The organism is Ruegeria sp. N4 (genome assembly GCF_056531425.1).
In genome coordinates, this window is record NZ_JBQFLT010000001.1 from 1 (window position 1) to 26,434 (window position 26,434).

28 protein-coding genes are annotated in these 26,434 nt (G+C 60.5%); 14 read left to right on the forward strand and 14 right to left on the reverse strand.

What is annotated here, in order from left to right:
• Positions 1 to 247: 247 nt before the first annotated feature.
• On the forward strand, positions 248 to 1,543 hold the full coding sequence (locus ACR0LW_RS00005; RefSeq protein ID WP_170517796.1) for an adenylosuccinate synthase: 1,296 nt from the start codon (positions 248 to 250) through the stop codon (positions 1,541 to 1,543).
• A complete protein-coding gene (locus ACR0LW_RS00010; RefSeq protein ID WP_170630304.1) occupies positions 1,543 to 1,779 on the forward strand; it encodes a DUF2842 domain-containing protein in 237 nt (78 codons plus the stop codon). Before ACR0LW_RS00005 ends, ACR0LW_RS00010 begins: the two co-directional genes overlap by 1 nt.
• Positions 1,780 to 1,868: 89 nt before the next feature.
• Here ACR0LW_RS00010 and ACR0LW_RS00015 read toward each other — a convergent pair whose 3' ends face one another.
• Positions 1,869 to 3,419: a hypothetical protein gene (locus tag ACR0LW_RS00015; RefSeq protein ID WP_480881001.1), complete on the reverse strand. Its 1,551-nt coding sequence runs from the start codon at positions 3,417 to 3,419 to the stop codon at positions 1,869 to 1,871.
• A gap of 219 nt (positions 3,420 to 3,638) precedes the next feature.
• On the opposite strand from ACR0LW_RS00015, the gene ACR0LW_RS00020 reads away from it, so the two are divergent.
• Entirely contained in the window at positions 3,639 to 4,250 is a 612-nt protein-coding gene (locus ACR0LW_RS00020; RefSeq protein ID WP_480881004.1) for a thiamine diphosphokinase, read from the forward strand.
• On the opposite strand, the gene ACR0LW_RS00025 is transcribed toward ACR0LW_RS00020, so the two are convergent.
• From ACR0LW_RS00025 to ACR0LW_RS00040, 4 genes are read right to left on the reverse strand one after another with little or no spacing between them, the layout of a single operon-like run.
• Positions 4,195 to 5,109, reverse strand: coding sequence for a DMT family transporter (locus tag ACR0LW_RS00025; RefSeq protein WP_480881007.1), 915 nt, complete (start codon positions 5,107 to 5,109; stop codon positions 4,195 to 4,197). The genes ACR0LW_RS00020 and ACR0LW_RS00025 overlap by 56 nt on opposite strands.
• Before the next feature lie 45 nt (positions 5,110 to 5,154).
• Complete coding sequence (locus tag ACR0LW_RS00030; protein WP_480881010.1) at positions 5,155 to 5,571, reverse strand: GFA family protein; 417 nt, start codon at positions 5,569 to 5,571, stop codon at positions 5,155 to 5,157.
• 21 nt (positions 5,572 to 5,592) lie between these two features.
• The gene (locus ACR0LW_RS00035; RefSeq protein ID WP_170621590.1) at positions 5,593 to 6,966 is read right to left on the reverse strand and encodes an L-serine ammonia-lyase; all 1,374 of its coding nucleotides are present in this window, start codon (positions 6,964 to 6,966) and stop codon (positions 5,593 to 5,595) included.
• Position 6,967: 1 nt separating this feature from the next.
• Positions 6,968 to 7,669, reverse strand: coding sequence for a glutathione S-transferase family protein (locus tag ACR0LW_RS00040; protein ID WP_480881015.1), 702 nt, complete (start codon positions 7,667 to 7,669; stop codon positions 6,968 to 6,970).
• 169 nt (positions 7,670 to 7,838) lie between these two features.
• Here ACR0LW_RS00040 and rpiA point away from each other — a divergent pair, with 169 nt between their 5' ends.
• The 7 genes from rpiA (at position 7,839) to ACR0LW_RS00075 (ending at position 15,177) form a co-directional block, all read left to right on the forward strand.
• On the forward strand, positions 7,839 to 8,627 hold the full coding sequence (gene rpiA / locus ACR0LW_RS00045; protein ID WP_170621592.1) for a ribose-5-phosphate isomerase RpiA: 789 nt from the start codon (positions 7,839 to 7,841) through the stop codon (positions 8,625 to 8,627).
• A gap of 127 nt (positions 8,628 to 8,754) precedes the next feature.
• On the forward strand, positions 8,755 to 10,113 hold the full coding sequence (gene gor / locus ACR0LW_RS00050) for a glutathione-disulfide reductase (protein ID WP_480780423.1): 1,359 nt from the start codon (positions 8,755 to 8,757) through the stop codon (positions 10,111 to 10,113).
• Positions 10,114 to 10,185: 72 nt separating this feature from the next.
• Entirely contained in the window at positions 10,186 to 11,328 is a 1,143-nt protein-coding gene (gene hflK / locus ACR0LW_RS00055) for an FtsH protease activity modulator HflK (protein WP_170630295.1), read from the forward strand.
• Positions 11,328 to 12,206: a protease modulator HflC gene (gene hflC / locus ACR0LW_RS00060; RefSeq protein ID WP_170451499.1), complete on the forward strand. Its 879-nt coding sequence runs from the start codon at positions 11,328 to 11,330 to the stop codon at positions 12,204 to 12,206. The genes hflK and hflC overlap by 1 nt, the downstream gene beginning before the upstream one ends.
• Entirely contained in the window at positions 12,206 to 12,400 is a 195-nt protein-coding gene (locus ACR0LW_RS00065) for a DUF2065 domain-containing protein (RefSeq protein WP_170330952.1), read from the forward strand. Before hflC ends, ACR0LW_RS00065 begins: the two co-directional genes overlap by 1 nt.
• Before the next feature lie 132 nt (positions 12,401 to 12,532).
• Positions 12,533 to 14,029 (forward strand): Do family serine endopeptidase, encoded by a 1,497-nt coding sequence (locus tag ACR0LW_RS00070; protein ID WP_480881021.1) that lies wholly within the window; start codon positions 12,533 to 12,535, stop codon positions 14,027 to 14,029.
• 146 nt (positions 14,030 to 14,175) lie between these two features.
• A complete protein-coding gene (locus tag ACR0LW_RS00075) occupies positions 14,176 to 15,177 on the forward strand; it encodes a DMT family transporter (protein WP_480881024.1) in 1,002 nt (333 codons plus the stop codon).
• Between the two features lie 191 nt (positions 15,178 to 15,368).
• Here ACR0LW_RS00075 and ACR0LW_RS00080 read toward each other — a convergent pair whose 3' ends face one another.
• The 5 genes from ACR0LW_RS00080 to ACR0LW_RS00100 form a co-directional block, all read right to left on the reverse strand.
• Entirely contained in the window at positions 15,369 to 16,037 is a 669-nt protein-coding gene (locus tag ACR0LW_RS00080; protein ID WP_170451495.1) for a Crp/Fnr family transcriptional regulator, read from the reverse strand.
• Between the two features lie 136 nt (positions 16,038 to 16,173).
• Positions 16,174 to 16,779, reverse strand: coding sequence for an inner membrane-spanning protein YciB (locus ACR0LW_RS00085; RefSeq protein ID WP_170734515.1), 606 nt, complete (start codon positions 16,777 to 16,779; stop codon positions 16,174 to 16,176).
• A 16-nt stretch (positions 16,780 to 16,795) separates the two neighbouring features.
• Positions 16,796 to 17,698, reverse strand: coding sequence for an EamA family transporter (locus ACR0LW_RS00090; RefSeq protein ID WP_480881028.1), 903 nt, complete (start codon positions 17,696 to 17,698; stop codon positions 16,796 to 16,798).
• A gap of 87 nt (positions 17,699 to 17,785) precedes the next feature.
• A complete protein-coding gene (ftsY, locus tag ACR0LW_RS00095; protein ID WP_480881031.1) occupies positions 17,786 to 18,925 on the reverse strand; it encodes a signal recognition particle-docking protein FtsY in 1,140 nt (379 codons plus the stop codon).
• A 58-nt stretch (positions 18,926 to 18,983) separates the two neighbouring features.
• Positions 18,984 to 19,619 carry a lysoplasmalogenase gene (locus ACR0LW_RS00100; protein ID WP_170451487.1) on the reverse strand — a complete coding sequence of 212 codons (636 nt, stop codon included), beginning with the start codon at positions 19,617 to 19,619 and terminating at the stop codon, positions 18,984 to 18,986.
• A gap of 131 nt (positions 19,620 to 19,750) precedes the next feature.
• Here ACR0LW_RS00100 and ACR0LW_RS00105 point away from each other — a divergent pair, with 131 nt between their 5' ends.
• Complete coding sequence (locus tag ACR0LW_RS00105; protein WP_480881035.1) at positions 19,751 to 20,146, forward strand: hypothetical protein; 396 nt, start codon at positions 19,751 to 19,753, stop codon at positions 20,144 to 20,146.
• Positions 20,147 to 20,148: 2 nt separating this feature from the next.
• Here the strand turns inward: ACR0LW_RS00105 and ACR0LW_RS00110 are convergent, their stop codons facing one another.
• Positions 20,149 to 20,790 (reverse strand): glutathione S-transferase family protein, encoded by a 642-nt coding sequence (locus tag ACR0LW_RS00110; RefSeq protein ID WP_480881038.1) that lies wholly within the window; start codon positions 20,788 to 20,790, stop codon positions 20,149 to 20,151.
• A gap of 3 nt (positions 20,791 to 20,793) precedes the next feature.
• Positions 20,794 to 22,278 carry an exodeoxyribonuclease VII large subunit gene (gene xseA / locus ACR0LW_RS00115; protein WP_480625860.1) on the reverse strand — a complete coding sequence of 495 codons (1,485 nt, stop codon included), beginning with the start codon at positions 22,276 to 22,278 and terminating at the stop codon, positions 20,794 to 20,796.
• A 76-nt stretch (positions 22,279 to 22,354) separates the two neighbouring features.
• Between xseA and purD the strand changes: the two genes are divergently transcribed.
• A complete protein-coding gene (gene purD, locus ACR0LW_RS00120; protein WP_480625861.1) occupies positions 22,355 to 23,617 on the forward strand; it encodes a phosphoribosylamine--glycine ligase in 1,263 nt (420 codons plus the stop codon).
• 92 nt (positions 23,618 to 23,709) lie between these two features.
• Here the strand turns inward: purD and ACR0LW_RS00125 are convergent, their stop codons facing one another.
• Both ACR0LW_RS00125 and ACR0LW_RS00130 read right to left on the reverse strand, forming a co-directional pair.
• Positions 23,710 to 24,378 (reverse strand): FG-GAP repeat domain-containing protein, encoded by a 669-nt coding sequence (locus ACR0LW_RS00125; protein WP_480581662.1) that lies wholly within the window; start codon positions 24,376 to 24,378, stop codon positions 23,710 to 23,712.
• Between the two features lie 95 nt (positions 24,379 to 24,473).
• Positions 24,474 to 24,797 carry a 2Fe-2S iron-sulfur cluster-binding protein gene (locus ACR0LW_RS00130; protein ID WP_039534845.1) on the reverse strand — a complete coding sequence of 108 codons (324 nt, stop codon included), beginning with the start codon at positions 24,795 to 24,797 and terminating at the stop codon, positions 24,474 to 24,476.
• Positions 24,798 to 24,924: 127 nt separating this feature from the next.
• Between ACR0LW_RS00130 and ACR0LW_RS00135 the strand changes: the two genes are divergently transcribed.
• Complete coding sequence (locus ACR0LW_RS00135; protein ID WP_170451479.1) at positions 24,925 to 25,290, forward strand: OB-fold nucleic acid binding domain-containing protein; 366 nt, start codon at positions 24,925 to 24,927, stop codon at positions 25,288 to 25,290.
• Positions 25,291 to 25,374: 84 nt separating this feature from the next.
• Positions 25,375 to 26,403: a VOC family protein gene (locus tag ACR0LW_RS00140; RefSeq protein ID WP_170734522.1), complete on the forward strand. Its 1,029-nt coding sequence runs from the start codon at positions 25,375 to 25,377 to the stop codon at positions 26,401 to 26,403.
• Positions 26,404 to 26,434 lie beyond the last annotated feature (31 nt).

A 26,434-nucleotide genomic window follows, 5' to 3' on the forward strand; every position in this document is an offset into this window, starting at 1 on the left:
GCCTGCCGGTCCACTCGCCACCAGGCGGGTAGGGGGTGCAGCCCCCGCCGCCCGTTCCGGGCGACTCCCCCGAGATATTTTTGACCAGATGAAGCAGGGGATCCGATCTTCATCTGGCTATAAATATCCCCGCCGGAGGCATCGCGCGCCAGCGCGATTTCCATCTGCGGCGAAATAGCGGTTTCCCTGTCCTCTGTGCCCCGTTATACGAGCCGAGTTTGATTACTCAGCACGAAAAGGACCGGATATGGCCAACGTGGTTGTTGTCGGCGCCCAGTGGGGTGACGAAGGAAAAGGCAAGATCGTCGACTGGCTCAGCGAGCGGGCGGACGTCATCGCGCGTTTTCAGGGTGGACATAACGCCGGGCATACTCTGGTTATCGATGGCGAGGTTTACAAGCTGAACGCACTGCCTTCAGGCGTGGTGCGTGGGGGAAAGCTGAGCGTGATCGGGAACGGCGTCGTTCTGGACCCGTGGCATCTGGTCACTGAGATCGCGTCAATCCGTAAGCAGGGCGTCGAGATCACGCCCGAGACGCTGATGATTGCTGAGAATACACCGCTTATCCTGCCGATCCATGGCGAGCTGGATCGTGCGCGGGAAGAGGCGGCCAGCAAGGGCACGAAGATTGGCACCACCGGTCGTGGCATTGGTCCGGCCTATGAGGACAAGGTCGGGCGACGCTCTGTCCGTGTTGCCGATCTTGCCGATGACGCGACGCTTGAGGCGCGTGTGGACCGCGCGTTGCAGCACCATGATCCGTTACGCAAGGGTCTGGGCATCGAAGCCGTGGATCGGGACAAGCTGATCGCCCAGCTGAAAGAGATTGCGCCGCAGATCCTGCCGTTCGCCGCCCCGGTCTGGAAGGTGCTGAACGAAAAGCGCAAGGCGGGCAAGCGGATCCTGTTCGAAGGCGCGCAGGGCGCGTTGCTGGATATTGATTTCGGAACCTACCCGTTTGTGACCTCTTCCAACGTGATTGCCGGTCAGGCGGCGACGGGTGTGGGTATCGGCCCGGGGTCTGTTGATTTTGTGCTGGGCATCGTCAAAGCCTATACCACTCGTGTGGGAGAGGGGCCTTTCCCGACCGAGTTGGACGATGATGACGGGATGCGCCTGGGGACCCGTGGCCACGAATTTGGCACGGTAACAGGCCGCAAACGCCGGTGTGGCTGGTTCGATGCCTGCCTTGTACGCCAAACCTGCGCGACCAGCGGCGTCAACGGCATATCGCTGACCAAGCTGGATGTTCTGGACGGGTTCGAGACGCTGAAAATCTGCACCGGTTATGAACTGGACGGTGAGCGTCTGGATTATCTGCCCACGGCTGCCGACCAACAGGCGCGCTGCACCCCGATCTACGAAGAGATGCCGGGTTGGAGCGAATCCACCGAAGGTGCGCGCAGCTGGGCCGACCTGCCGGCCAACGCGATCAAATACGTGCGCCGCGTCGAAGAACTGATCGAATGCCCCGTGGCGCTTTTGTCCACCAGCCCGGAGCGGGACGACACCATTCTGGTGACCGACCCGTTCGCAGATTGATGGGCGCGGACAAAAAGCCGGGCCTGAGTTACAAGGCCCGCCGCCGCTGGTCGCTGGTGATTTTGCTGGTCGGCCTGCCGCTTTACATTGTTGCGGTGGTGACCGTTGTGAACTGGCTGGATCGCCCGTCGATCCTGGTTGAGTTGTTGGTTTACATTGCCCTTGGCATTGTCTGGGCCTTGCCTTTCAAGTTCGTCTTCCGGGGCGTCGGCAAAGAGGACCCGGACGAGTCTTGACTCGATCCAGAGACGTCGCCGCCTAAACTGCGGGCAAAAGAAAAGGGCCGAGAGATGTCTCTCGGCCCTTCGTCTTTCTGATTGAGTGATCAGCCCGCCGCGCGTTCATCATCCGGGCGGAAACCGATCAGGTTCGAGGCTGCGAACCGGCCCCCGCCTGCTTTCTGGATCTTGCCGTCACGCAGCAATTGACCAAAGGAACGCAGGCTTTCTTCGCGGTTGAATTCGTTCTGCTTCAACGAGCGGACCTTGTTCATCAGCTGCGGGCGCGAGAACTGTTCCTGACCTTCGATGAAGGACAGATAGGCCGCCGCCGCTTCCAGAAGGTCGGGCAGTGACTGGGCACCCTGATCCTGCGCGAATTGCGCAAAGCCGCCTTCATCCGCTGCGCTGTCGTCTTGCTGCGTGGTTACGCGGCGGGGCATGACCGGGCCGGTTTCGACGGCTTCGTCGTCAACACGCTGTTCTGCAACCAGTTTCAGCGGCGCGGCGTTATCGGATTCCGGACGCATGCTGGTGACCTGAATTTCCGGGCGGCGCGGGCTGACAACCGAGGCAAGATCGCCGCGGTATTGCTGATCTGGCGAGGCCTTGTCGATTTCACCTTCGGCTTCGGTGGCCGCTACGGCGGTGCGCAGGTGCGAATATGTCTCGCGCGCGTCACTGGTGGCCGGATCGCCCATCTGTTCATCAGCTTTGGCCATCAGGCGCAGAACGTCCTGATCCGATGTGCGCTCATCCGGCTGTTTCTGGTCCACGCGGTCGGACATATCCGCCTCGACGCTCGAGATTTTGTTCAGCAGGTTGACCTCGTCGTCCAGCGTCAGAATGCCGGGCGCAACGTCTTCCTGAGGCTCTTCTTCAGCTTCCGCTTTCGCTTCGTGATCGCTCAGGATGTTCAGGATGCCATCATCATCCGCGTCGTCTTCGGCGGTATCTTCGAAATCCGAGAACAAGACGTCGGCGGGCTGATCGTCTTCCGCCTCATCTTCAAAGAACGCGGCCGGGGCAGGCGCCGGTTCTTTCATGGCCACGGGCTGCGGCTCGAACGTTGGCTTCTGCGGCTCGAGGTCTTCGGCGCTGAGTGCACCAGCCTCGAACGCGGCGGTCACGGCGTCAACCGGAGCCGGGGCGGCGCTGAGCAGGGCCGAGTCATCATCTTCGGAATAGGCGACAGGGGTGGCGTCCGAATGCGAGACCACGGCGCGGATGCGCTGGAGTTTTGCGGCGATGCTGTCGGCAGCAGGGGCAGGTACGGCATCAGCTTGTTCAAACGACGTCTGCGGCGCGGGCTGGCGTACAGGCATCGGGGCCGGAGTTCGGGCCACGTTCACCTCAGATGGTACGGGGGCAGGGGCAGGCGCGGCCAACGGTGCGGGGCTGGCTTCGGTGGCGCGCAGCAACAGGCCGCTTTCGCTTTGCCGGGCTTCCACGTGCTGCGAGGCGTCGCGCTGCGCAATACGGGTCAGCATCTCGGTGTCGGGCTGGGGGGGTTCCGAACCGAAATACCGGTCATCTGCTGCGAGGTCGCGAAAATACTCGGCAATGGACTTCATCGTTTCGAACGAGTCGTCAAACCCTTCCAAAGTGCAGGAGAAAGTCCCATAAGAAACGGTCAATACCTTGTTATTCTGTACCATCAGACGCACGTCCTCTACAAACTACGAGAGCCAACCTACCCGGAATCGGGCACACACATCGGCTCAGAACTTTCTGCATGAACCTATCATTTTGTGGTCTCAATGTGTCCAAATCCGGGAAAAATGATCAATCTTAGAAAAAATGAGCCGATTGTGCGTTTAAACGGTCCAATTGGCCTGTTTGGAGGGGGATTTGTCGGGTTAGAGGACCTGAATTTGGTGCTGAATCGCGTCAGATCGGTTGTCGCGGCGGATGGTGGAGCGGCCATTTTGGTCGATTCGGACATAATTCCCGAGGCCGTGATCGGCGATTTCGATTCGATGCCTCAGGAAGTGCGAGCGCAGGTTCCCTCGGATCGGTTGTTTCAAATCTCAGAGCAGAACAGTACGGATTTCGACAAGGCGCTGAGGCACATAGAGGCCCCGCTGGTGCTGGGCGCCGGATTTCTGGGCGGGCGGCTGGATCATCAATTGGCGGTTCTGAACACTCTGGTCGCGCGCTTGGATCGTCCCTGCATCCTGCTGGGTGAACATGAGGTGGTGTTCCACGCACCGCCCCGGATCACCCTGCACCTGACATCCGGCGATATCGTGTCCTTGTTTCCGATGCGGCGCGTCACGGGTCGCAGCCTAGGGTTGGAATGGCCGATCGAAGGGTTGGTGTTCGAACCGGATGGTCGTGTCGGAACTTCGAACCGCGCAGTGTCGAGTGTCGAATTGCATATGGACGGGCCGGGCATGTTGCTGATGGTGCCGCGCGCGGCGCTGGATCAGGTTATGCAGGCGTTTCTGTCGGACCAGACCGGGCGGTGGCCCTCTCACGCAGAATGACGTAGAGCCCGGCACCGATTGTGATCAGAATGCCAATGGCCGCGATCCCATCGGGTAGGTCGTGAAAGATCAGCCAGCCGATCAGGGTCGCAACCGGGATTTCCAGATATTGCATCGGTGCCAGCGTGGCCGACGGCGCATAGCGCAGCGACCAGGTCATCAGCAGATGCGCGACCGTTCCCAACACCCCAATGGCCAGCAACAGCCAGTGGGTGTTGCCAGCGGGGATGATCAAGGACAATTCCCAAATCCCCGCATTGGTACCCCAAAGGACCACGGGCAGCAGCAGGACCGTGGCAAACACCCCGGACACGGCCTGCAGGGACACCGGGTCGGTTTCCTTGGCGATCTGACGCGTCACCAGCATGAACAGGGCAAAGACCACGGCGACGATCAGCGGCAGCAGGGCGGGCAATCCGACCTCGGCAAAGCTGGGCTGGATCACCAGCAAGGTCCCGATGAAACCGACGATACAGGCGATCAGGCGGCGCGGGCCGACCTCTTCCTGCAAGACGTATCTCCCAAGCAGCAGCATGATGAAGGGCATGACAAAGGCGATGGCAATTGCATCCGCCAGTGGCAGAAACTGCAACGCACTGAACATGGCGGTGATGCCAATGATGTGCAGAACCGTGCGGATCAGGGTCAGCCACAGAACGCGCCCCCGCATGCGCCATGGCCGTCCCGTGACAGCAATCAGCGGGATCAGAATCGCCGCCTGTATGGCAAAGCGCACAAGCACCAGCAGGCCCAGAGGCGTTGTTTCCCCCAATAGCTTGGCCATCGAGTCGCCAAGCGGTGCAAGCACGCAAAAGCCGAGCATCAGAACGATGCCGAATACGGGGCGATCCTGGGTCATGGTCGCGACGCTAGCGGTTTCACGTCGCGGGGGAAAGCTCTGTTCTCAGGCGTCCGGAAGGGGTTGGACTTTGGTGTAATCCGGGCCGGTGCAGGTCGGCAGACCATCATCCAGATGCAGCCAGTCCAGTTTCTCCTCATGCGACACATGCAGGGTCGGTTGCAGCGCTTCGGGGGTTTCCAGCGTGGCAACATACAAGTGCAGTACATCCGACATCTTGGCCGAGCGGAAAGAGATCGGCGATCCGCAATGCGGGCAGAATGTGCGCTCGACACCGGGAGAGGAATTGAAGCTCTTCGGTTCCTCTTTGGTCCAGCGCCATTGGGTGTCGCGGACCGCGAAATAAGTGGTCATGGGTGCAGCGCATTGGCGGCGGCAGCTGTCGCAATGACACGAGACGCAGGACAGGATCGGAGGATCAACCTCAAACGCGATCCTGCCGCATAGGCAATGTCCACGCATGATGCCGCCTCCTGTCTGACCTCAGCAGTTTGGGATGTTCACAGCCAAACCGCCAAGCGATGTCTCTTTGTACTTCTCATGCATATCATGCCCGGTCTGGCGCATGGTTTCTATGACGGAATCCAAGGGTACAAAATGCTTGCCGTCCCCGCGCAATGCCAGCGACGCAGCCGAGACGGCCTTGATCGCGCCCAGGCCGTTGCGCTCGATACAAGGCACCTGCACCAGACCCGCGACCGGATCGCAGGTCATGCCCAAATGATGTTCCAAAGCGATCTCGGCGGCGTTTTCCACCTGCTCGGGCGTGCCGCCCATCACGGCGCACAAACCGGCGGCGGCCATGGCCGAGGCGCTGCCGACCTCGGCCTGACATCCCGCTTCGGCCCCCGAAATCGAGGCGTTGAATTTCACCAAACCCCCAATAGCGGCGGCGGTCAGCAGGAAATCCTCGATATGGCTTTCCGATGCGCCGGGCACGTGGTCCAGGTAATAGCGCAGCACAGCTGGCAGAACGCCCGCCGCACCGTTGGTGGGGGCGGTTACAACCTGTCCTCCGGCTGCGTTTTCCTCGTTCACGGCCATGGCGTAAACGCTCATCCAGTCGTTGATCGTGTGCGGCGCAGTCAGGTTCATGCCGCGTTCAGCCATCAGCGCGTCATAGATGCCCTTGGCGCGGCGACGCACGCTCAGACCGCCGGGCAGAATGCCATCGGTGTGCAGGCCGCGTTCGATGCAATCGTTCATCACTTGCCAAAGTCGCGCGCTTCCTTTGGCGAAACTGTCCGCGCATCCGCGCGCGATTTCGTTCTCGCGCTTCATCTGGGCGATGGACTTTCCGCTGGAGGCGGCCATCTCCAGCATCTCGACCGCTGACTTGAAGGGGAAGGGGACCGGTGCGCCTTCATCTGTCGCTTTGCCTTCGGCCAGTTCCTCTTCGGTCAGAACAAAGCCGCCGCCGATGGAATAGAACACCTGCCGCAGGATCACATCACCCTGCGCATCGGTGGCCATCAGGATCATGCCATTGGCGTGGCCGGGCAGGTTGTGGTCATAGTCAAAGACCAGATCTGCCTTGGGGTCGAATTTCAGGGTCGGCAGCCCCTCGGGCGTGACCGTATGCGTCTCGGCAATCGCGGCCAGAGCGGCCTCGGCCTTGTCGTTGTCATAGGTGTCGGGCACGAACCCGGCCAGACCAAGAATTGTCGCCCGGTCGGTGGCATGTCCCACGCCTGTAAACGCCAATGACCCATGCAGCGACCCGCGCAGACCGGCGAACTCAAACGGTGAGGCGCGCATCATGTCAAGGAAACGCGCCGCGGCGACCATCGGGCCCATTGTGTGTGATGAGGACGGGCCGATGCCGACTTTGAACATATCAAAAACGGAAAGGAACATGTCAGATAGCTGAGCCTTCTGGAGGGTTGGCGTGGATCGGAGAGGTGAACGGGGTGACCCCAAGACCTTCGGCTGCAACGGCCGCACGGGTCGCGGGGCGGGATTCAAGCTGCATCAGGATCGCTTGCAGATAAGGCGTGTCGGCCAACTGATACCAACTGCGATCCGCGCTTGCCGGGTACAGCGCCATCCAGCGCATCATGCAGGCGAGATAGTAGGTCAGGACCGAGGGTTTGTCAGCGCTCAGCCAATCAGGGGCCTTTGCGGCCTCGGTATCCAGATGTTTCAGATGGGTGCGCAGCCTTGGACGGATACCTTGGCGCAAAGGCTCGGCCTGCGCGGCATCGATGTATTTCTCGGCATAGAACAGAATGCGCAGATCGGCATGCAGCGTGTTTGAGGCAAAAAACAGCCATTTCAGGAACGATGTCCGATCCGGGCTGTCCGGCGCAGGGGCAAGCTGCCCATGGGTATCTGCCAGCCATAACAGAATGGCCGCTGTTTCAAACACCGGTCCGTTGAGCGTTTCAAGAACCGGGATCAGGCCGTTTGGATTCAGCGCGCGATAGGCCGCGCTGTCCTGTTCGTTCTGCCGCCGGTCGACCAGAACGGTGTCATAGGGTTGGCCCATCTCTTCCAACACCAGCCGGATCACCAGCGAGGCGTTGTCGGGGGCATAGTGCAGGCGGTAGGACGTCGTCATGAGGTCTATTTATACCGCACCGCGAATCCAAAAAGACATGATTGCGACGTTTCCTATCGGAAACGCGCAGTCTTGCGACATCTTTCGCAGGGATGCCGGGTGAATTGGGTCTCGAAGTCGCGATGTGCATTCCGTATAAGTCTGGCAGACCAATCAGGGAATGCTGCCAATGACCGGAGAATTGTCGCCAATCGATACCGCAAAATACGTCGCGGCCCGACGCGCGGCAGAGATGGTCGAAGACGGGATGCGTGTCGGATTGGGAACCGGCTCGACCGCCGCCTGGCTGGTGCGACGTTTGGGTGAGCGCACGCAGCAAGAAGGGTTGCGGTTCAAGGGCGTCCCGACCTCGACCCGTACCGCGCAACTGGCGCGTGAGGTCGGGATCGAGGTCGTCTCGCTGGATCAGGCCGGGTGGCTGGACCTGACGATTGACGGCGCGGATGAGTTCGACGGTGGTCTGAACCTGATCAAGGGCGGCGGTGGCGCGCATCTGCAGGAGAAGATCGTCGCTACGGCCAGCGATCAGATGGTGGTGATCGCCGATGCAGGCAAAGAGGTCGAAACGCTGGGCGCGTTCCCTCTGCCGGTCGAGGTGATCCCCTTTGGCTGGCAAACCACGCGCACCCTGATCGAAGAGGCGCTGGATACAATGGATGTGCTGGGCACAACCTCGGCCCTGCGCATGAATGGCGAGGCACCCTTTGTCACCGATGAAGGCAACCACATTCTGGACCTACATCTGCAACGGATCGGCAACGCGCGCCAGATGGCACTGGTTCTGAACCAGGTGCCGGGCGTGGTCGAAAATGGCCTGTTCATCGACATCTGCGACAAGGTTGTGGTCGGCCACGGCGATGGCCGGGTCGAGCTGCGCGATATCAACGCAGGCACGATTGAGATGGACCAGTTGATCGGCGGTGCGCGCGAAAACCTGTTTTCGGACCTTGCGGATTGAACAAAAACGCGACCTTTGATGCAAGCATCCGTGAAAACACCGAAATATGCGCATCAAGGGGTTGGCAGTTTGGTTTTTGCGCCCAGATACCCAGAGACTTTTTGAAAGCTGAACGAAGGAACCCAGCATGAGCTTTGACTATGATCTGTTCGTCATCGGAGGCGGCTCGGGCGGGGTTCGCGCGGCGCGCGTCGCCGCTGGCGAAAACGGGGCCAAAGTGGCACTGGCGGAAGAGGATCGCTATGGCGGCACCTGTGTGATCCGGGGCTGTGTGCCGAAGAAACTGATGGTGTTTGCCAGCGAGTTTTCGGGCATGGTCGGCGATGCGCAAGCCTATGGCTGGGACATTCAGCCCGGCGCGCTGAACTGGAACACGTTCCACGACAAGCTGGTGACCGAACTGGATCGTTTGGAAGGCATCTACCGCAATATCCTGAAGAACAACGGCGTTGAAAGCTTTGATCAGCGCGCCAAAGTTGTTGATCCTCATACGGTCGAACTGGCCGACGGGACGCGCAAGACGGCCAAGCACATCCTGATTGCCACTGGCGGACGCCCGGTTGTACCGGACTTTCCGGGCTCGGATCTGGCCATCACCTCGAACGAGATTTTCCACCTGGAGAAGCTGCCCGAAAGTATCCTGATCGTCGGGGGCGGCTATATCGCCAGCGAGTTTGCGGGGATCATGAACGGGATGGGTGTAAAGACCACTCAGTTCTATCGCGGGGCGCAGATTCTGCGCGGCTTCGATGAAGAGGCGCGCGGCCTGATCTGTGAAGAGATGCGCCAGAACGGCATTGATGTGCGTCTGGGCACCAACGTGCTTGAGATGACCCAAGAAGGCGACAAGATCCGCGTCAAGGCCACGGATGGCACCGAGGATCAGTTTGACGTGGTCATGTATGCCACGGGCCGTGCGCCCAATGCCGACAATCTGGGTCTTGAAGAGGTCGGGGTCGAGCGTGGCCGCAAGGGCGAGATCATCGTGGATGAATACAGCCAGACTGGTGTACCTTCGATCTACGCCATTGGCGACGTCACCGACCGTGTGAACCTGACCCCGGTTGCGATCCGCGAAGGCATGGCCTTTGTCGAAACCGTGTTCAAAGGCAACCCAACGCCTGTGGATCACGAGTTGATCCCGACCGCGATCTTCACCCAGCCGGAATTCGGCACCGTGGGCCTCAGCGAAGAAGATGCGGCAGCGCAGGAGCCGATTGAGGTCTATGCGACCTCGTTCAAACCGATGCAAAAGGCGTTTGCCGGAGGAACGCAGCGGGTTCTGATGAAGCTGCTCGTCAGTCAGGCGACGCGAAAGGTGCTGGGATGTCATATCGTTGCGCCGGGCGCGGGTGAGATGATCCAGCTGGCAGGCATTGCCGTAAAGATGGGCGCAACCAAGGAAGATTTCGACCGTACGGTCGCGGTTCATCCCGTGATGGCCGAAGAACTGGTGACAATGCGGCAACCTGTGCGCACTGCTTGATTTGCAAGCGCGCGCACACAAGTTACAAGAGACCCCGTGATCACACGGGCCTAAACGAAGGAATTGATACATATGGCGGGCAACAGCGGTGGCCCCTGGGGGGGCGGAGGCTCCTCGGGCGGCGGAGGAAATCGGGGAAATAACGGGGACGGGCGCAAGCCCCCCGAAGGCGACGGCCCGCAGATCCCCGAGATCGATGAGCTGATGAAAAAAGGCCAGGAGCAGCTGCGCGTCCTGATGGGCGGTCGCGGCGGCGGTGGCCGTGGTGGCAATGGTTCAGGCGGCGGCGGTGGCCCGATCTTTACCAAAGGCACTGTAATAATCGGTGGCTTGGTGGCGATTGGCCTTTGGGCGGCTGCAAGTTTCTACACGGTTAAGCCGGAAGAACAGTCTGTTGAGCTGTTTCTGGGCGAGTTCTCAGCCGTCGGTAATCCCGGTCTGAACTTTGCGCCTTGGCCCGTGGTGACCGCCGAGGTTATCCCGGTGACCCGTGAACAAACCGAAGATATGGGCGGTACACGCGGCAGCGACGACGGTCTGATGCTGACCGGCGACGAAAACGTGGTCGACATAGATTATCAGGTCGTCTGGAACATCAACGACCCGGCCAAGTTCCTGTTCAACCTGCGCGACCCGCGCCAGACAATTCGCGCCGTGTCGGAGTCGGCGATGCGTGAGATCATTGCGCAAAGCGAGCTGGCTCCGATTCTGAACCGGGATCGTGGCGTCATTGCCGAGCGTCTTCAGGAACTGATCCAATCGACCATGGACAGCTATGATTCGGGTGTGAACATCATCCGTGTGAACTTTGACAAGGCCGACCCGCCGCAGGACGTGATCGCCGCTTTCCGCGACGTACAGGCCGCTGCGCAGGAACGTGACCGGCTGCAGAACGTCGCCGACGCCTATGCCAACCGTGTTCTGGCGGAAGCCCGTGGTGAAGCCGCGCAGGTTCTGGAAGAAGCCGAAGCCTATCGCGCCCAGCAGATCAACAGCGCGCAAGGTGAGGCAAGCCGTTTCAGCGCGGTTCTCGAAGAATACACCAAAGCGCCTGATGTGACCCGCAAGCGCCTCTATCTGGAACGGATGGAGCAGGTTCTGGGTGATGTTGACAAGATTATCCTCGACGAGAACTCGACCGGTCAGGGGCAGGGCGTCGTGCCATACCTGCCGCTGAACGAATTGCGTCGAACCCCAGCCGCGGAGAGCAACTGATGCGTAAGTCACCCATTATCCTGATCATCGTTGCAATTCTGGCCGTTGCCGGGTTGTCCTCGATCTTCATCGTGGACGAGCGTGAACGTGCGCTGGTTCTGCAATTCGGTCGCGTCGTCGCCGTGAAAGAAGAGCCAGGTCTGGCGTTCAAAATCCCGCTGATCCAGGAAGTCGTTCGGTACGACGACCGGATTCTGTCGATTGACGTTCAGCCTCTGGAAGTCACCCCGCTGGATGACCGTCGTCTTGTGGTTGACGCATTCGCGCGTTACCGGATCTCCGATCTTGAACAGTTCCGTCAGGCCGTTGGTGTTGGCGGTGTGCCGGTCGCCGAAGATCGCCTGGACCGCATCCTGCGCGCTGAAACGCGGGAAGTTCTGGGTTCGGTATCCTCGCGGGATATCCTGAGTTCCGACCGTGCGGCCCTGATGCTGCGCATCCGCAACAGCGCGATTGCCGAAGCGCGGGCGCTGGGCGTCAACGTGATCGACGTGCGCCTGAAAGCGACCGACCTGCCGCAAGCCAACCTCGAAGCCACCTTCGACCGGATGAAGGCAGAACGCGAACGTGAAGCAACCGACGAACGTGCACGCGGTAACGAAGCCGCGCAGCGGGTTCGCGCGCAGGCCGACCGGACCGTGGTTGAACTGGTGTCCGACGCCAACCGTGAGGCAGAGATCATTCGCGGTGAAGCCGACGCCGAACGCAACGCGATCTTCGCCGAAGCCTTTGGCAAAGACCCGGAGTTCTTCGAATTCTATCGCTCGCTGTCAGCCTATGAACGCGCGCTGGGCGGTAGCAACAGCTCGATGGTGCTGAGCCCGGATTCCGAGTTCTTCAACTACCTTAAATCGCCCACCGGGCAGGCGACCCAGTAATGGGTATGATCCTTCTGGCCTTCGGGCTGGTTCTGATTGTCGAGGGGCTGGCCTATGCGCTGGCCCCTTCGCTTATTGAGAGGATGCTCGAGGCCCTGCGATCATTGCCGGAACAGGCCCGGCGGCTGGCGGGGCTTTTATGTGTTGTAAGCGGTCTGGTCCTGCTTTGGGGCGCGTATCAGGTCGGGTTTTAACCCATCTGTTTCACTTGGTGGTGATTTACCCGCGATCCTGAGTTGCGAGTAGGAACAAACCGACTACATTGGTTGCCAAGAAAGGTCTGCCTGCGGGCGGACAACAAGGATTTGACGACAAGGAGTTCCCAAGTGCAGGCACAAGCACGCAGTATTTCCGTCCGGCGGGACGATGGTGTTGGTTTCATGCGGCTGATGTGGCTGGCATTTGCGGGGATGACCCTGATCGCGGCGCAAACCGTGGCGGCCTATGCGCGCGGGGAAAGCCTTGCGCCGCTGGCGGAGCAGATCAGCCCGGCGGTAGTGAACATCACCACATCCACGCTGATCGAAGGCCAGACCGGACCGGAGGGTATCGTGCCCGAAGGATCCCCGTTCGAGGATTTCTTTCGCGAGTTTCAGGACCGAAACGGGGACGACGACGATGACAATCGCCCCCGTCGCAGCAATGCGCTGGGGTCGGGGTTTGTGATCTCCGAGGACGGTTACATCGTGACCAACAATCACGTCATTGCCGAAGCGGACGAGATTCTGGTCGAGTTCTTCCCGGGCGACGGTCAGCCCAAGAAAGAACTGCCCGCCAAGGTGATCGGAACGGATGAGAAAACCGATATTGCGCTGCTCAAGGTCGAGGCCACGGGGCCGCTGCAATATGTGCAGTTCGGTGACAGCGACATTGCGCGCGTCGGCGATTGGGTGATCGCGATGGGCAACCCGCTGGGGCAGGGATTCTCGGTTTCTGCCGGGATCGTCTCGGCCCGGAACCGGGCGCTGAGCGGGTCATATGACGACTACATCCAGACCGACGCGGCGATCAACCGGGGCAACTCGGGCGGTCCTTTGTTCAACATGAATGGCGAGGTGATCGGCGTGAACACCGCGATCCTGTCGCCCAATGGCGGCTCGATCGGGATCGGCTTCTCGATGGCCTCGAACGTGGTTGTGAAAGTGGTCGACCAGCTGCGCGAGTTCGGGGAAACCCGCCGTGGCTGGCTGGGCGTGCGCATTCAGGACGTGACCGAGGACATGGCCGAGGCGATGGGCCTTGAAAAACCCGGTGGCGCGCTGATCAGCGATGTGCCGGATGGTCCGGCCAAGGATGCGGGTCTGAAAGCGGGCGACGTGATCCTCAGCTTCGATGGGGTCGAGGTCGAGGATACCCGTGGTCTGGTGCGTCAGGTCGGCGAAACCACCGTGGGCAAATCCGTCCGCGTTGTTGTCAGCCGGGATGGAGCCACACAGACCATTCTGGTCACTCTGGGTCGCCGTGAAGATGCCGAGCGGGCCGAGAACGGGGAAGAGGACACCCCGGACGCGCCAGCCGACGAAAACACCGACATTCTGGGCCTCACAATCTCGCCGCTCAGCGACACGCTGCGCGAGGATCTGGGGCTGGACGCGGATGCCGAAGGGCTGGTGGTGTCGGATGTGGACGAAGCATCCGAGGCCTATGCCAAGGGCCTGCGCGCTGGTGATCTGATCACAGAAGCCGGTCAGCAGAAGGTTGTGACGGTCGAGGACCTTGAAGCGCGCATGGAAGAAGCCCGGACTGCAGGGCGCAAATCCTTGCTGCTGCTGGTCCGTCGCGGCGGTGACCCACGCTTTGTGGCGCTGAGTCTGGAGGAATAACGGACCGGGCGCAGGAACGCGTCGTAAGGACATGAAAAGGGGCTCCGATCCGGGGCCTCTTTTTCTTTTGGAACGGCGGGGAATTGCGACCATCCATTATGTCGCAAACGGAAGTGACCTGACCCAAGGCCCGTGTTACTGGCCGGATGAAAGGGTCTCCCGTGGCAGAACATCAGAAATTACAAAACCCTACGGTCGGCATCGCCTTTATCCTGTTCGGCATGCTGGCGATTTCGTTCAACGATATGATGATCAAGTTCCTGTCGGGCGGTTACCCTCTGCATCAGATGGTTTTCGCCCGGTCCTTTATCGGGGTCGGCTTCAGTCTGGCTCTGGTTCAGTTGGAAGGCGGCTGGCGCATTCTCAAGACGGATCAACCCGGTCTGCACCTGCTGCGGGCCATATTCATCGTGATCGCCAACCTCACCTTTTTCAGCGCCCTGGCCGTCATGCCATTGGCCGAGGCCACGGCTGTTTTCTTCGTGGCGCCGCTGATGATCACGTTGCTGAGCATTCCGCTGCTGGGCGAAAAGGTCGGGCCGTTGCGCATCGGCGCTGTTTTGGTGGGGTTTGCCGGTGTGATCATCATGACGCGCCCGTGGGAAAGCGGGGCCGAGCGCTCTGTCAGCCTGTGGGTTTACGCACTGCCCGTGGCGGCGGCGTTCACCTATGCGCTGAACAACGTGATGACGCGGTTTCTGGGCGCGAAATCCAAGGCGTCCGCAATGGCGGTCTATGTCCAGTCCGCGTTCATCGCCATCAGCATCCTGTTCTGGGCCGTGGCCGGGGATGGGCGTTTTGCAGAGGGGCTGGAGAACGAAAGCCTTGTGTTTCTGCTGCGGGCCTGGGTCTGGCCCCAGGGGCGAGACATCTGGCTTTTTGCGGGCCTGGGTCTGAATTCTGCCATCATCGGCTATTGTTTGGGGCAGGCGTATCGCATGGCCGACGCGGCCACTGTAGCACCGTTCGAATATGTGGGGCTGCCTTTGGCGATCTTTTGGGGCTGGGCGATCTGGGGCGAATGGCCCGATCTGCCGGTCGTGTGGGGGATCGTTTTGATTCTGGGGTCCGGCCTGTTCGTATTCCTTCGGGAAAAACAAAAGAACCGAAAGGTGCTGCGCGGCAAGCGTGTGAACCGCCGGTACTGACACGTAAACGCGTCGTGCCGCCGCCTTCAAAGTAAATGAGCCATATGCCGGGACAGCATATGGCTCAGGTACAGGGAGAGGTCAGTGGACAGATATCGGGGATGATTCTCTGACCTCCTACGGTAACAAGATCACGCTAGCTTGAACCTGGGTTCTGTTCTGTGAACCAGTTCACACGGGCGCATCTGTCGTCAGATCAAATCCGATTCGGCCAGCTCGCGCAGGGCTTCGAAATCCTGAATTTGCAGACCGCCACGGGAGGCCTCGACCACGTTGTCGCGTTTCCAGGTCGAGATGGTCTTGGACACGGCTTCGCGCGTTGCTCCGACAAACTCGGCCAGTTCGCTTTGCGACAAGGTGATGCGTTCGTTGGGGTTGTCCTGCAGGTTGGACAGGTGCAGCAGCTTGCGGGCCAGTCGGATCGGCATCGGCAGAAAGACCTGCTCGTTCAATTGCGATCCCATCCAGCGCATGCGCAGACCGGCCAGACGCACCATATCAACGGCCAGATCGGGGTGTTGGCGGAGTTGGTTCATGACATCGCGCCGCCTAACGCGCAGAACGCGTGTGGGCTCGGCCGCGGCAACCGTTGCGGTGCGCGGGCCGCTGTCGAACAGGGCAATCTCACCAAAGACTTCACCCGGGCGCATCAGGGTCAGTGACAGCTTGCGGCCGCTCATGGCGAGAAACGACACCTCAAGCGTCCCTTCGATGATCGCGTAAAGCGCATCGCCTTCATCCCCTTGTTCAAACAAGGTTTCGTCCTGGTCCAGGGATATTTCGGAAGCAAGCGCCGAGAGCATATCTCGTAGCTCGTCTGAGGCTTCGGACAAAAAGCCACTATTGGGAAAGGCCGTCATGCGGGCGGTGAACTCCGGCTGTGAATGGTGAGTGGTGCCTTAACCTTTCACAGCTTGCCCGCTAAGCCAAGGTTTTTTGTATGGATTTGCTCTCTTTACGGTTGAACCCGACGGCATGTTCCACGGCGCAAACCGATTATTGGCGGTCGGGGTCGTCCATGTAGTTTTGCAACAGGCTGAACTGCAGCATCAGGAACGCCATCAGGGCAATCGGAAAGCCGAAGGTTTCGATCTTGACCCAGAGATCGGTGGACAGGGTCCGCCAAACGATCTCATTGGCAACGGCCAGCACGGCAAAACAAGCGCACAGTCGGCGTGTCAGGATCATCCAGCCCTCGTGTTTCATTGGCAGCATCTCATCCAGCACGTAGGCCAGATAGGATTTTCCCTGCAGTAGGCCGATGCCCAAAATCGTTGAGAATACTCCGTAGACCAGCGTGGTTTTCATCTTGAAGAACCGCTCATCATTGAACCAGGCGGTCAACCCGCCGAAGAAGATAACCATGAAGGCGGTAAAAATCTGCAACCTGCTCAGCTTGCCGGTCAGGAACCATAGAATGCCCATTGCGGCCAGCATCAGCGGCACAAAGATGATGGTGGCGATTATGAACCCCGAATACTCGGTGCCGCCGATCAGGAAGCTGTCATCGCGCAGGCGCAGGTAGATGAAGAAGAAGGCCAGCGGGGGCCCAAGCTCCAGCACCTGTTTCAGAAACGGGTTGATGTCTTTTTTGCCTGTCATCATGTCTTCCTGCTGCTTACCCGCCCATTTCAACTATTACGGCGCCCAATGCAATCAATGCCATCAGGGCAATGCGTCTGGGGCCAACGGTTTCTTTCAGAACCAGCCAGCCGATCAGGGCGGCGAATACGGTGGAAGTTTCACGCAAGACGGCGGCCTCGCCAACCTTGTCCAGCCGCGTGGCCAGCATAATGGACCCAAAAGACAAGGGCGCGATGATGCCGCCCGCAAGCCCGCGCAACATCAGGGGCCCGATAGCCGGGCGATTGACCATGGCGCGCCATCTGAGGAAGGCGTAGATCGGCATCGCGGCCCCGTCGATCATGAAGAACCAGGCAAGGAAGGTGAAAGGGTCGGCGGTGGCGCGGATGCCATAGGCGTCATAGGTGGTATAAAGCGCCACGAACAACCCGGTGGCCACGGCCAGCGCCAGCGCGATGCCAAGCGTTTCCCGGTTGGTCTCAAGAAAGCGCAGGTTGTAGATCGCGAGGCCGAAGATCCCGGCCAGAAGGACCGCCACGCCCAGCCATTGGGTACCTGTGAAGGTTTCCCCGAACAGCAGATAGGCTCCGATCACGGTGAACAGCGGGCCGGTGCCCCGGACGACAGGGTAGACGACCGTATAGGAGCCTTTGGTATAGGCCATGGCCTGAAGCGTTTTGTAGGCGATGTGGATCAGCCAGACGACCCCAAAGATGGGCCACATATAGGGTTCAGGCCATGGCACGACGAAGAAGGCGAAGGGGGCGGCCACCAGGCAATAGCAGGCGTCGATAGCGCCACGCGACAGCCACGGGTCGTGGCGGCCTTTTTGAAGTGCGCCGAACGCGGCGTGCAGGAAGGCAGCCATCAGCGCCAGCCCAAGGGCAAGCTGGTGGCCCGCTTCGGTGCCTTCGAGTGAGATCAGCCAATCGCTCAAGTATCAGATCTTTGTGCTGGGTGGAGAGGCTGGGGGCTGTCTGCCCCCAGACCCCCGAAGATATTTGTAGCCAGATGAAGAATCGGATCAGCTTTGGTCGAGGCCGGTGAGGGCGGCGGCGAATTCTTCGGGGTCGAAGGGGGCGAGGTCGTCGATTTGTTCTCCGACGCCGATGGCGTGGATGGGCAGGCCGAACTTGTCTGCCAGCGCGACAAGCACGCCGCCCTTGGCGGTGCCGTCGAGCTTGGTCATCACCAGGCCGGAAACGTCAGCCAGATTGCGGAAGGTTTCCACCTGACTGAGTGCATTTTGGCCCGTGGTCGCGTCCAGCACCAGCAGGGTATTGTGCGGGGCAGTATCGTCGACCTTGCGGATGACGCGGACGATTTTGGCCAGTTCCTCCATCAGGTCAGCGCGGTTTTGCAGGCGGCCCGCCGTGTCGATCATCAGCAGGTCTGCACCGTCTTCTTGTGCTTTGGTCAGCGCGTCGAAGGCGAGGCTGGCGGGGTCGGACCCTTCCGGGGCGGTCAGAACTGGGACGCCTGCGCGTTCCCCCCAGACTTGCAATTGTTCGACGGCGGCGGCGCGGAACGTGTCTCCGGCGGCGATGACGACTTTTTTGCCTGCGGATTTGAACTGGCTGGCAAGCTTGCCGATGGTTGTGGTTTTGCCCGAGCCGTTGACGCCGACGACCAGAACCACCTGCGGGCGTTTGGGGTAGATGGGCAGCGGGCGGGCAACGGGTTCCATCACGCGGGCGACTTCCTGTGCCAGCAACTGCTTGATTTCGCGGGCTGAGAGTTTGCGGCCAAAGCGCCCCTCGGCCATATTGGCAGTGACGCGCAAGGCGGTGTCGACGCCCATGTCAGAGGCGATCAGCAGTTCTTCGAGCTGTTCCAGCATATCGTCATCCAGCGTGCGGCGGATTTCGGTTTTGCTTTCAGAGCGACTGAACAGACGACCCAGAAGCCCCTTGTTTTCAGGGACTTCGGGCGGCGTAGGCGCCGGGGTTGGGTCTGCGGGGGCAGGCTCGGGCACCTCGACAGGCTCGGTGGTCGGTACGGGCGTAGGAATCTCCGGCACCGGCTGCGGTTTGGGCTCGGGCTGTGGGATCACCGGATCAGCGGCGGTTTCCTCACCGCCGTCTTCGACAATGGCGTCCAGCCCCTGTTCAAGGCGTGAAGAGGATTTGAACAGCTTGTCCTTCAGCTTTGAAAAAAACGCCATTTTCGATCTCCGCAGGTGTTCCCCCCACCTAATGCGGATTTACCCGAGTTGCAAAGGGTCAGGTAAAGGCAATCAGCAGCCCGGCCTGCGCCACCCAATAGAGCGGCCAGATCGCATAGGGTGTGAGTTTCAGGGCCGGGTGGTTTGGGGGCAGAAGGAACTTTTCGGTCGCCAGAACCAGATCCGAGGCAATGAAGGCCAGCGCGGCCGGAAGGGCCCAGACCAGCATGCCGGTGGGTGGCAGGGACAGGACCGATACTCCCATGCCGAGAATGATGGGGATATAGATCAGAACGGGGACCTTCAGCTCTCCGGCGCGGGGCGGGAGGATTGTAATGACGACGACACCCAGAAGGATCAGCGACCAGAATATCCCCGGTCGATCAAGGATGAGGCCGGCTGCGCTGGCAGGATGAGACAGGAACAGGGCAATATAGGCGATGTGGCCTGCCGCAAATGCGCCGATGCCTGCCATGAAGGTTGCCTCGGACTCGCGTGAGAGCAAGGCGTCCCCGACCGCGCAGAGCGCAAGCGCGAAGATCAGCAGCATCGCGCCGCCTTCAAGCGCAGCGATCACGGCCAGCAACGCGACCGAGGCGGTTTTGAGCACCGTTCGCGCAGCACCTGCCGGGCGCGGTGCCAGGGGAAGATAGGCCAGCGCACATGCCGCTGCGATCCAGAACAGGACGGTCATGTCTTATCCTCTCGGTTGTTTCAGGCCCACTGTCCTTCCTGATCTGCAGCCCAGGCAACAGGTGACGTTGAGGCAGGCGAAACCGGGCAATGCGATTAGCCTTGGCTGGCGGTATCTGACACTATGGTCGCATGTTGAGGCATCTTTCGATTCTACTGGCTCTCTCGGCCCAAGCCGTTGGCGCGCAAACAGCGCTTTCCGGGGCGGAGTTCGATGAGTATACGCGCGGAAAAACCCTGTTTTATGGTTTCCAAGGGAAGGTTTACGGGGTTGAACAGTATCTGCCCGATCGCCGTGTCATCTGGTCGTTTCTGGACGGGCAGTGCAAGAAAGGCATCTGGTATCAGCGCGAGGAACAGATCTGTTTTGTCTATGAAGACAGGCTGGATCCGCAATGCTGGGTGTTCAAACGGTCCGGCGGTGGCCTGATCGCACGGCCAGACGGCGATCCTCAGGCAACCGAGCTGTATGAGATCGAGGATCTGGGCCAGGACATGGTGTGCCTTGGTCCCGAGGTCGGGGTCTGATCCTAGCTTACGCGAAGGTCGTCGTAGCTGATCATGACGTGTTCCTGATAGGCAGGTCGCTGGCTCAGCCTGTCAAAGTAACGTTGTAGATGTGGCAAAGGTGCCCTTGGGATGTCGATATCATAATATCGGTACAGGATGTGACCCAACTGGATGTCGGCCAAAGTCAGGTCAGCTCCGGCAATGAAGGCCCTTCCTGCAAGTTGCGTGTCCGCAATTTCAAGTTTTCTTTCAAGGGTTTTTACGGCGGAGTTGATAGACTTTGCATCCTGCTTTGGCTTGGCCGTTCGCACAACCTGCCAGAACACGGGAACGGTGAAGGCCATCGCAATGTTGATCTTGGCCCATTCGGCCCATTTGTCGACCTCGGCTCGCTGGACCGGGTCTTTGGGCCAAAAGGTGTCGGGCCCGTAGCGGTCGGCGAGATAGCGCAGGATTGCTCCGGTCTCCCAAAGGGGTGGTTGGGGGCCGTCCTGTATCACGGGGATGGTGCGGTTTGGGTTCAGGTTCGCGAAGTCCGGCGTGTCCAGACCGCCGAAACGATGGCCGACATCGTGTCGTTCATAATCCAGGCCCAGTTCGCCGACGCACCACATCAGAGCCTGCACATTGGATGACGTTTTGCGGCCCCAGATCGTCAGCATGGCTTAGAACAGCGAGCCCTGATCCGGGGCGTCCGCTTTGGCCTTTTTGGCAGGGGTTTTACCGGCCCCTCCGGTCGTCAGGCGACCATCTGCAAATTCGATTTCCAGAACCGGATGCTTGGCGGCCTGTGTTTTTGTCGTGACCACATCGCCTTCGGCGCGGACCACCGCATAGCCGCGCGCCAGAGTGGCCTTGTAGCTGAGCGTTTCTCGCAACCGATCCGTGGCGTCCAGTTGCTGCCGCAGGCGATCCAGCCGGGTGTTTTGGGCTGCGTTCAGACGCTCGGCCAGCCGGGCGGTGGCCTGCCGCTGTTGGTCGATCTCGCGCTGAATGGGGCGCAGGGACAGGCGAGAGGACAGGTTGCGCAGGCTTTCCTGCCGTGATGAGACGACACCGCGCAAGGTCGAAGGGCGCAGGTGGGCGGACATTTCGACCAGTTGCAGGCGGCGGTTCTGCACGCCTCGGTTCAAGGCCGGGGTCAGGCGTTCTGCAATCAGATCAAGGCGTTGTCTGGGGGTGTTCAACAAGCTGTCCGGGCGCGGCAAAGCGCGGGCAACATCGCGCAGACGCTGGGCGCGGCGCTGGACCGCGTCGCTGGCCGCGCGGGACAGGCGTGCGCCTTGCTCGTTGGTCCAGGCCAGAAGTTCCATCCGTACGGGCACGGCCAGTTCGGCAGCGGCTGTTGGCGTGGGCGCGCGGCGGTCCGAGACGAAATCGATCAGCGTTGTGTCCGTTTCGTGACCCACAGCCGAGATCAGCGGTATGTCCGAGGCTGCCGCCGCGCGCGCCACGTTTTCTTCGTTGAACCCCCAGAGATCTTCGATGGAGCCACCACCACGCGCGACGATGATCAGATCGGGACGGGGCAGCGCGCCTCCGGGTGTGAGCGCGTTGAAACCTTCGATGGCGCGCGTGACCTCGGGGGCGCAGTTGGCGCCTTGCACGGCGACCGGCCAGATCAGAACCTTGCGGGGGAAGCGATCCCGCAGGCGGTGCAGAATATCCCGGATCACCGCACCGGACGGTGATGTCACAACGCCGATGATTTGCGGCAGATAGGGCAACGGCTTTTTGCGTTCAGGGGCAAACAGCCCTTCGGCTTCCAGCTGCTTCTTGCGCTTTTCCAGCAACGCCATCAGCGCGCCTTGACCGGCGACTGCAACCTCATCCACGTTCATGTTATATTTCGACTGAGCACCAAAAGCGGTCAGGCGGCCGGTGACAACGACCTCTAACCCTTCTTCCGGAACCACCGAAAGACCCGAGATCTGGCCTTTCCAAGTGGTACAGGCCAGCACGTTCCGGTCGTCTTTGATGTCATAGTACAGGTGACCCGAGCGCGCCTTGAACACCCGTCCGACCTCACCCCGCACACGGATTCGCCCAAACGATCCTTCGAGCGTGCGTTTTACCTCGCCGGAAATCTCGGAAACCGAATATTCAGGGGTGTTTTGGCCAGGAATGGGGTCGTCTAGCAGGTCGGACATTTCAGCGCCTTGTGTCAAATGCCCGGCCAGCTTAGAACGCCGCGCAGGCGAGGCCAAGCAGATCGGAGACGACCCCATGAACATCCTTATTCTCGGCAGCGGCGGGCGCGAACACAGCCTGGCCTGGGCGGTGATGCAGAACCCCAAATGCGACCGTCTGATTGTTGCGCCGGGCAATGCCGGGATCGCTCAGATCGCTGAATGCGCGTCTTTGGACATCGAAAACGGCGGCGCGGTGGTCAACTTCGCCGAAGCCAACGCGATTGATTTCGTGATCGTCGGCCCCGAAGCGCCTTTGGCAGCTGGTGTGGCGGATCGGCTGCGTGAGGCAGGCGTGCTGGTCTTTGGACCGTCGGCCGAGGCGGCGCGGCTGGAAGCTTCGAAAAGCTTTACCAAAGAGATTTGCGATGCCTCTGGCGCACCAACGGCGGCTTATGCGCGTTTTACCGAGGCGGAACCGGCCAAAGCCTATATCCGCGAGCAGGGCGCACCGATTGTTGTCAAGGCTGACGGTCTGGCGGCGGGCAAGGGCGTGATCGTGGCGATGGACGAACGCACCGCGCTGGAGGCCATCGAAGACATGTTCGGCGGTGCGTTCGGTGGCGCAGGTGCCGAAGTGGTCATTGAAGAGTTCATGGATGGTGAAGAAGCGTCATTGTTCGTGCTGTGTGACGGCGAGAACATTCTGTCAGTTGGAACGGCACAGGACCACAAGCGGGTTGGCGAAGGGGACACCGGGCTGAACACTGGCGGTATGGGGGCGTACTCTCCTGCACCGGTTCTCAGCGCCGAGGTCGAGGCCCGCGCTATGGATGAGATCATTCGTCCCACCATGGCCGAGATGAAACGCCGGGGCGCTCCGTTTCAGGGGGTGCTCTATGCCGGTCTGATGATCAAGGACGGGCAGCCGCGTCTTGTGGAGTATAACGTCCGGTTCGGCGATCCCGAGTGTCAGGTTCTGATGATGCGTCTGGGCGCGCAGGTGATGGACCTGATGCATGCAGCCGCCGAGGGGCGGTTGGATGAGACCCGCGTCAACTGGGCGGATGATCATGCGATGACCGTGGTCATGGCCGCGAAAGGCTATCCCGGGGCGTATGAGAAAGGGTCGGTTATCAAAGGCTTGGATGGTCTGCCTGAAGACAGCAGCAATATGGTATTCCATGCGGGCACCAAGGCGGTTGAGGGGCTGGTGCGGGCCTCGGGCGGACGGGTGCTGAACGTCACCGCGCGGGGTGAGACGCTGCAGGAGGCGCGGGATCGGGCCTATGCGATGGTGGATGGGGTTGACTGGCCCGATGGGTTTTTCCGCCGGGATATCGGGTGGCGGGCGCTGTGATCTGATTGCCGGGCTGCGCCCGTCTCAATTTTCTGGGCGAGGGGCCAGCCCCTCGCGCTCCCCGAGATATTTTTGGCCAGATGAAGAACGGATCAGCATTCCAGGGCTTGGGCGAGGCTTTTGGGGCCGGCGAATGGGCCGATATCGGTTTGGGTCCAATCGTTTTGGTACGTGATACTGATGATCCGGGTCCAATCGGCGCTGGCAACGATGAGTTCCGGACCGTTGGCGCAGGTGCGCAGGCCGCCTGAGATGAAATCCTCACCGATCTTGTGGTTGGTCAGACCGGGGAGCGAGGCGATTTCGGTCAGGGCATCGTCTTGGTAGCGCCAGATGCGCAGGGTTTTGGCAAGGTGAGGGCGGTCGATATAGGCAATCTCGATATGGCCGTCGCCGTCCAGATCAGCCGCTGCGATGAGGGCGAGCCAGCGGAAGCGTGTACCGATATGCGGTGTCGCGGCAATCTTTTCCCCGCGTGCGTCATAGACCGCGAGCTGTGCCCCGGTGTTGGCCTGGCTTTCGACGACAATGGCTTCGGGTGAGCCGTCTTTGGTGACATCCACCAGCCGCGGCGCGAGGTCTTCGAAAACGCGGTCTTGCGGTAAACGTATCGTCAATATTGAAGGGCTGGCGCTTGCGTCAGCGGTCTGGATGGTGAGCTCCAGCGCGCCATATTCGATAGTGTCGCCCAGAACGCCATGCGGATAACGAGTGGTGGGTTCTGTGAATCGGGCAGAGGCTATGGTGTCGGCGGTTGCCATGGGTGCCCCCGCCAGCCACATGCATAAGGCTGTCAGCGCGCCGCGAGCCCATCCTTGCCACAGGCGGACGGGCAGGCGCGGCGCTTTGGGATGCATCAGATCTGCTTTTCCGGCATCTGCACGACCAGACCGTCCAGCGCATCGGTGACCTTGATCTGGCAGGTCAGGCGCGAGCGGGCCGGGTCGGGTTCATAGGCGAAGTCCAGCATATCCTCTTCCATGTCATCCTTGGCGGGGATTTTCTCGACCCAGTCGGGGTGGATATAGACATGGCAGGTAGAACAGGCACATGCGCCGCCGCAATCGGCCTCGATGCCGGGGATATTGTTGTCACGTGCCCCTTCCATGACGGTCAGTCCGTTGGCGACCTCGACTGTATGTTCGGTACCGCCATGCTCGACATAGGTGATCTTTGCCATTGCGTGCGTCTTCCTTTTGCGATGTTCGAATTCTTCCTTAGTGAAGGCATTTAGGTCTTTCCAGTACCATTTGCGACTCGTGACGCCGTGTCTGGACTTTCCGTGTATATGTTCTATTTTTGTTCTTATGCTTGTTCGCCCCGTGGTTTCAAAGCGGGACTGGCCGCGCCCGCCGTCCTGTTTGCCGTCAGATCAGTTGACCGCACCGCCCGAGGGCGCGCGCGTGGCCGTGGCCGGGTTGGTGATCCTGCGGCAGAGGCCGGGGACCGCCAAGGGGGTGATCTTCGTCACGCTCGAAGACGAGACGGGTATCGTGAACGTGGTGGTCTGGCGCAAGATTTACGAGCAGTTCCGCCGCGCGGTGATATCGGGTCGGTTGCTGCGGGTTACGGGGCGGATGCAGCGGGCGCATTCGGTGACCCATGTGATCGCGGAAGAGATCGAGGATATTTCAGACATGCTGGATGTGCTGGTGCGGGGCGAGGGGCAATAAAGCAATCTGCGTATAGTGCGACCTCTGGACAGCCCGAATTTCCGGTCATAGCTCGGGTAGGTACCGAAACGGGAAGAGGGCGCTATGGCACACGGGCATTTTCTATGGACCGACCTGTCCACCTACGACATGCAGGCGGCCAGAGCCGATTACAGCGACGTCTTCAACTGGTCTTTCGGCGGCGATGGCGCCTACGACTTTGCCAGCATCAGCGGGCAGCAGGTCGCGGCCATCTTCCCGATGCCCGAGCGGTTGGCGCAGATGAACATGCCGTCTTTCTGGATGTCCTATATCCATGTCGATGATCTGGATGCGAAGGTCGAACAGGCACGCCGGCACGAAGGGGTCATCATCGAAGTGGAACCCCAGCCGTTCAGCGATGAGGCGCGCATCGCTCTGGTCCGGGATCCATCAGGCGCGGGTTTCACAATGTATGAGGGGCCGGATATCACCTCTGCGACGTCGGGGCCCGGCGCAGTTGTGGCCCGATTTCATCATGTCCCGGACATCGCCCTGATCGAACCGTTTTATGCGGATCTGTTCAACTGGCGCTTTGAGAAAAGCGTGGCAACCCCGTGGCCCCGATACGATATTCGCCACCCCGACGGCACGGTGGTCGCGCAGGCCGAAGAGGTGCCCGAGGCCGTCCGGGGCAAGTTTCGGTATTGGATGCCATGTTTCGGCGTGAGATCGGTGGCCGACACCGTTCAGCACATCAAGGCGCGGGGCGGGTGCCATCACAATGACTTGCCGGACGAGCGTATATTGGTCTCGGACCGGCAGGGTGCCCATTTCATGATCCAGCCCGCGTTTGGTGACTCGGCTGCAGCAGACGATAGCCAGACCTCTGACGTGACGCGCAAGACCTACGGGTTGGCGTGGAAATCGCTGATCGCGGTGACATGCGTTTGGCTTGCCGTGTTTTTGGATTTGCAGGTTTTCTGGGGTGTCCTGTTTCTGATCTGGACCTGGCTTGCCCTCAGAACCGGGCGGGCTGACTTTGTCGAGCCGATCGACCGCGCAACACGGCCCGGGGTGTTCTGGTTGATCACCGGGACGTGGATTGTTCTCAGCTTATGGGTGATATTGGCTGCGGTCGCGGGCGTTATCTGATCCTTCGATCAAGACGGAAGGTTAAAACGGC

Bases quoted from the DNA above. Each gene is read 5' to 3' on its own strand.
- ACR0LW_RS00135 (WP_170451479.1), top strand. From the start codon at position 24,925: ATGCTTGTTCGCCCCGTGGTTTCAAAGCGGGACTGGCCGCGCCCGCCG.
- ACR0LW_RS00105 (WP_480881035.1), top strand. From the start codon at position 19,751: ATGTTGAGGCATCTTTCGATTCTACTGGCTCTCTCGGCCCAAGCCGTT.
- xseA (WP_480625860.1), bottom strand. From the start codon at position 22,278: ATGTCCGACCTGCTAGACGACCCCATTCCTGGCCAAAACACCCCTGAA.
- ACR0LW_RS00040 (WP_480881015.1), bottom strand. From the start codon at position 7,669: ATGACGACGTCCTACCGCCTGCACTATGCCCCCGACAACGCCTCGCTG.
- ACR0LW_RS00005 (WP_170517796.1), top strand. From the start codon at position 248: ATGGCCAACGTGGTTGTTGTCGGCGCCCAGTGGGGTGACGAAGGAAAA.
- ACR0LW_RS00030 (WP_480881010.1), bottom strand. From the start codon at position 5,571: ATGCGTGGACATTGCCTATGCGGCAGGATCGCGTTTGAGGTTGATCCT.
- ACR0LW_RS00075 (WP_480881024.1), top strand. From the start codon at position 14,176: ATGAAAGGGTCTCCCGTGGCAGAACATCAGAAATTACAAAACCCTACG.
- gor (WP_480780423.1), top strand. From the start codon at position 8,755: ATGAGCTTTGACTATGATCTGTTCGTCATCGGAGGCGGCTCGGGCGGG.
- ACR0LW_RS00010 (WP_170630304.1), top strand. From the start codon at position 1,543: ATGGGCGCGGACAAAAAGCCGGGCCTGAGTTACAAGGCCCGCCGCCGC.
- hflC (WP_170451499.1), top strand. From the start codon at position 11,328: ATGCGTAAGTCACCCATTATCCTGATCATCGTTGCAATTCTGGCCGTT.
- ACR0LW_RS00110 (WP_480881038.1), bottom strand. From the start codon at position 20,790: ATGCTGACGATCTGGGGCCGCAAAACGTCATCCAATGTGCAGGCTCTG.
- purD (WP_480625861.1), top strand. From the start codon at position 22,355: ATGAACATCCTTATTCTCGGCAGCGGCGGGCGCGAACACAGCCTGGCC.
- ACR0LW_RS00140 (WP_170734522.1), top strand. From the start codon at position 25,375: ATGGCACACGGGCATTTTCTATGGACCGACCTGTCCACCTACGACATG.
- ACR0LW_RS00100 (WP_170451487.1), bottom strand. From the start codon at position 19,619: ATGACCGTCCTGTTCTGGATCGCAGCGGCATGTGCGCTGGCCTATCTT.
- ACR0LW_RS00065 (WP_170330952.1), top strand. From the start codon at position 12,206: ATGGGTATGATCCTTCTGGCCTTCGGGCTGGTTCTGATTGTCGAGGGG.
- hflK (WP_170630295.1), top strand. From the start codon at position 10,186: ATGGCGGGCAACAGCGGTGGCCCCTGGGGGGGCGGAGGCTCCTCGGGC.
- ACR0LW_RS00080 (WP_170451495.1), bottom strand. From the start codon at position 16,037: ATGACGGCCTTTCCCAATAGTGGCTTTTTGTCCGAAGCCTCAGACGAG.
- ACR0LW_RS00130 (WP_039534845.1), bottom strand. From the start codon at position 24,797: ATGGCAAAGATCACCTATGTCGAGCATGGCGGTACCGAACATACAGTC.
- ACR0LW_RS00025 (WP_480881007.1), bottom strand. From the start codon at position 5,109: ATGACCCAGGATCGCCCCGTATTCGGCATCGTTCTGATGCTCGGCTTT.
- ftsY (WP_480881031.1), bottom strand. From the start codon at position 18,925: ATGGCGTTTTTTTCAAAGCTGAAGGACAAGCTGTTCAAATCCTCTTCA.
- rpiA (WP_170621592.1), top strand. From the start codon at position 7,839: ATGACCGGAGAATTGTCGCCAATCGATACCGCAAAATACGTCGCGGCC.
- ACR0LW_RS00035 (WP_170621590.1), bottom strand. From the start codon at position 6,966: ATGTTCCTTTCCGTTTTTGATATGTTCAAAGTCGGCATCGGCCCGTCC.
- ACR0LW_RS00085 (WP_170734515.1), bottom strand. From the start codon at position 16,779: ATGACAGGCAAAAAAGACATCAACCCGTTTCTGAAACAGGTGCTGGAG.
- ACR0LW_RS00125 (WP_480581662.1), bottom strand. From the start codon at position 24,378: ATGGCAACCGCCGACACCATAGCCTCTGCCCGATTCACAGAACCCACC.
- ACR0LW_RS00015 (WP_480881001.1), bottom strand. From the start codon at position 3,419: ATGGTACAGAATAACAAGGTATTGACCGTTTCTTATGGGACTTTCTCC.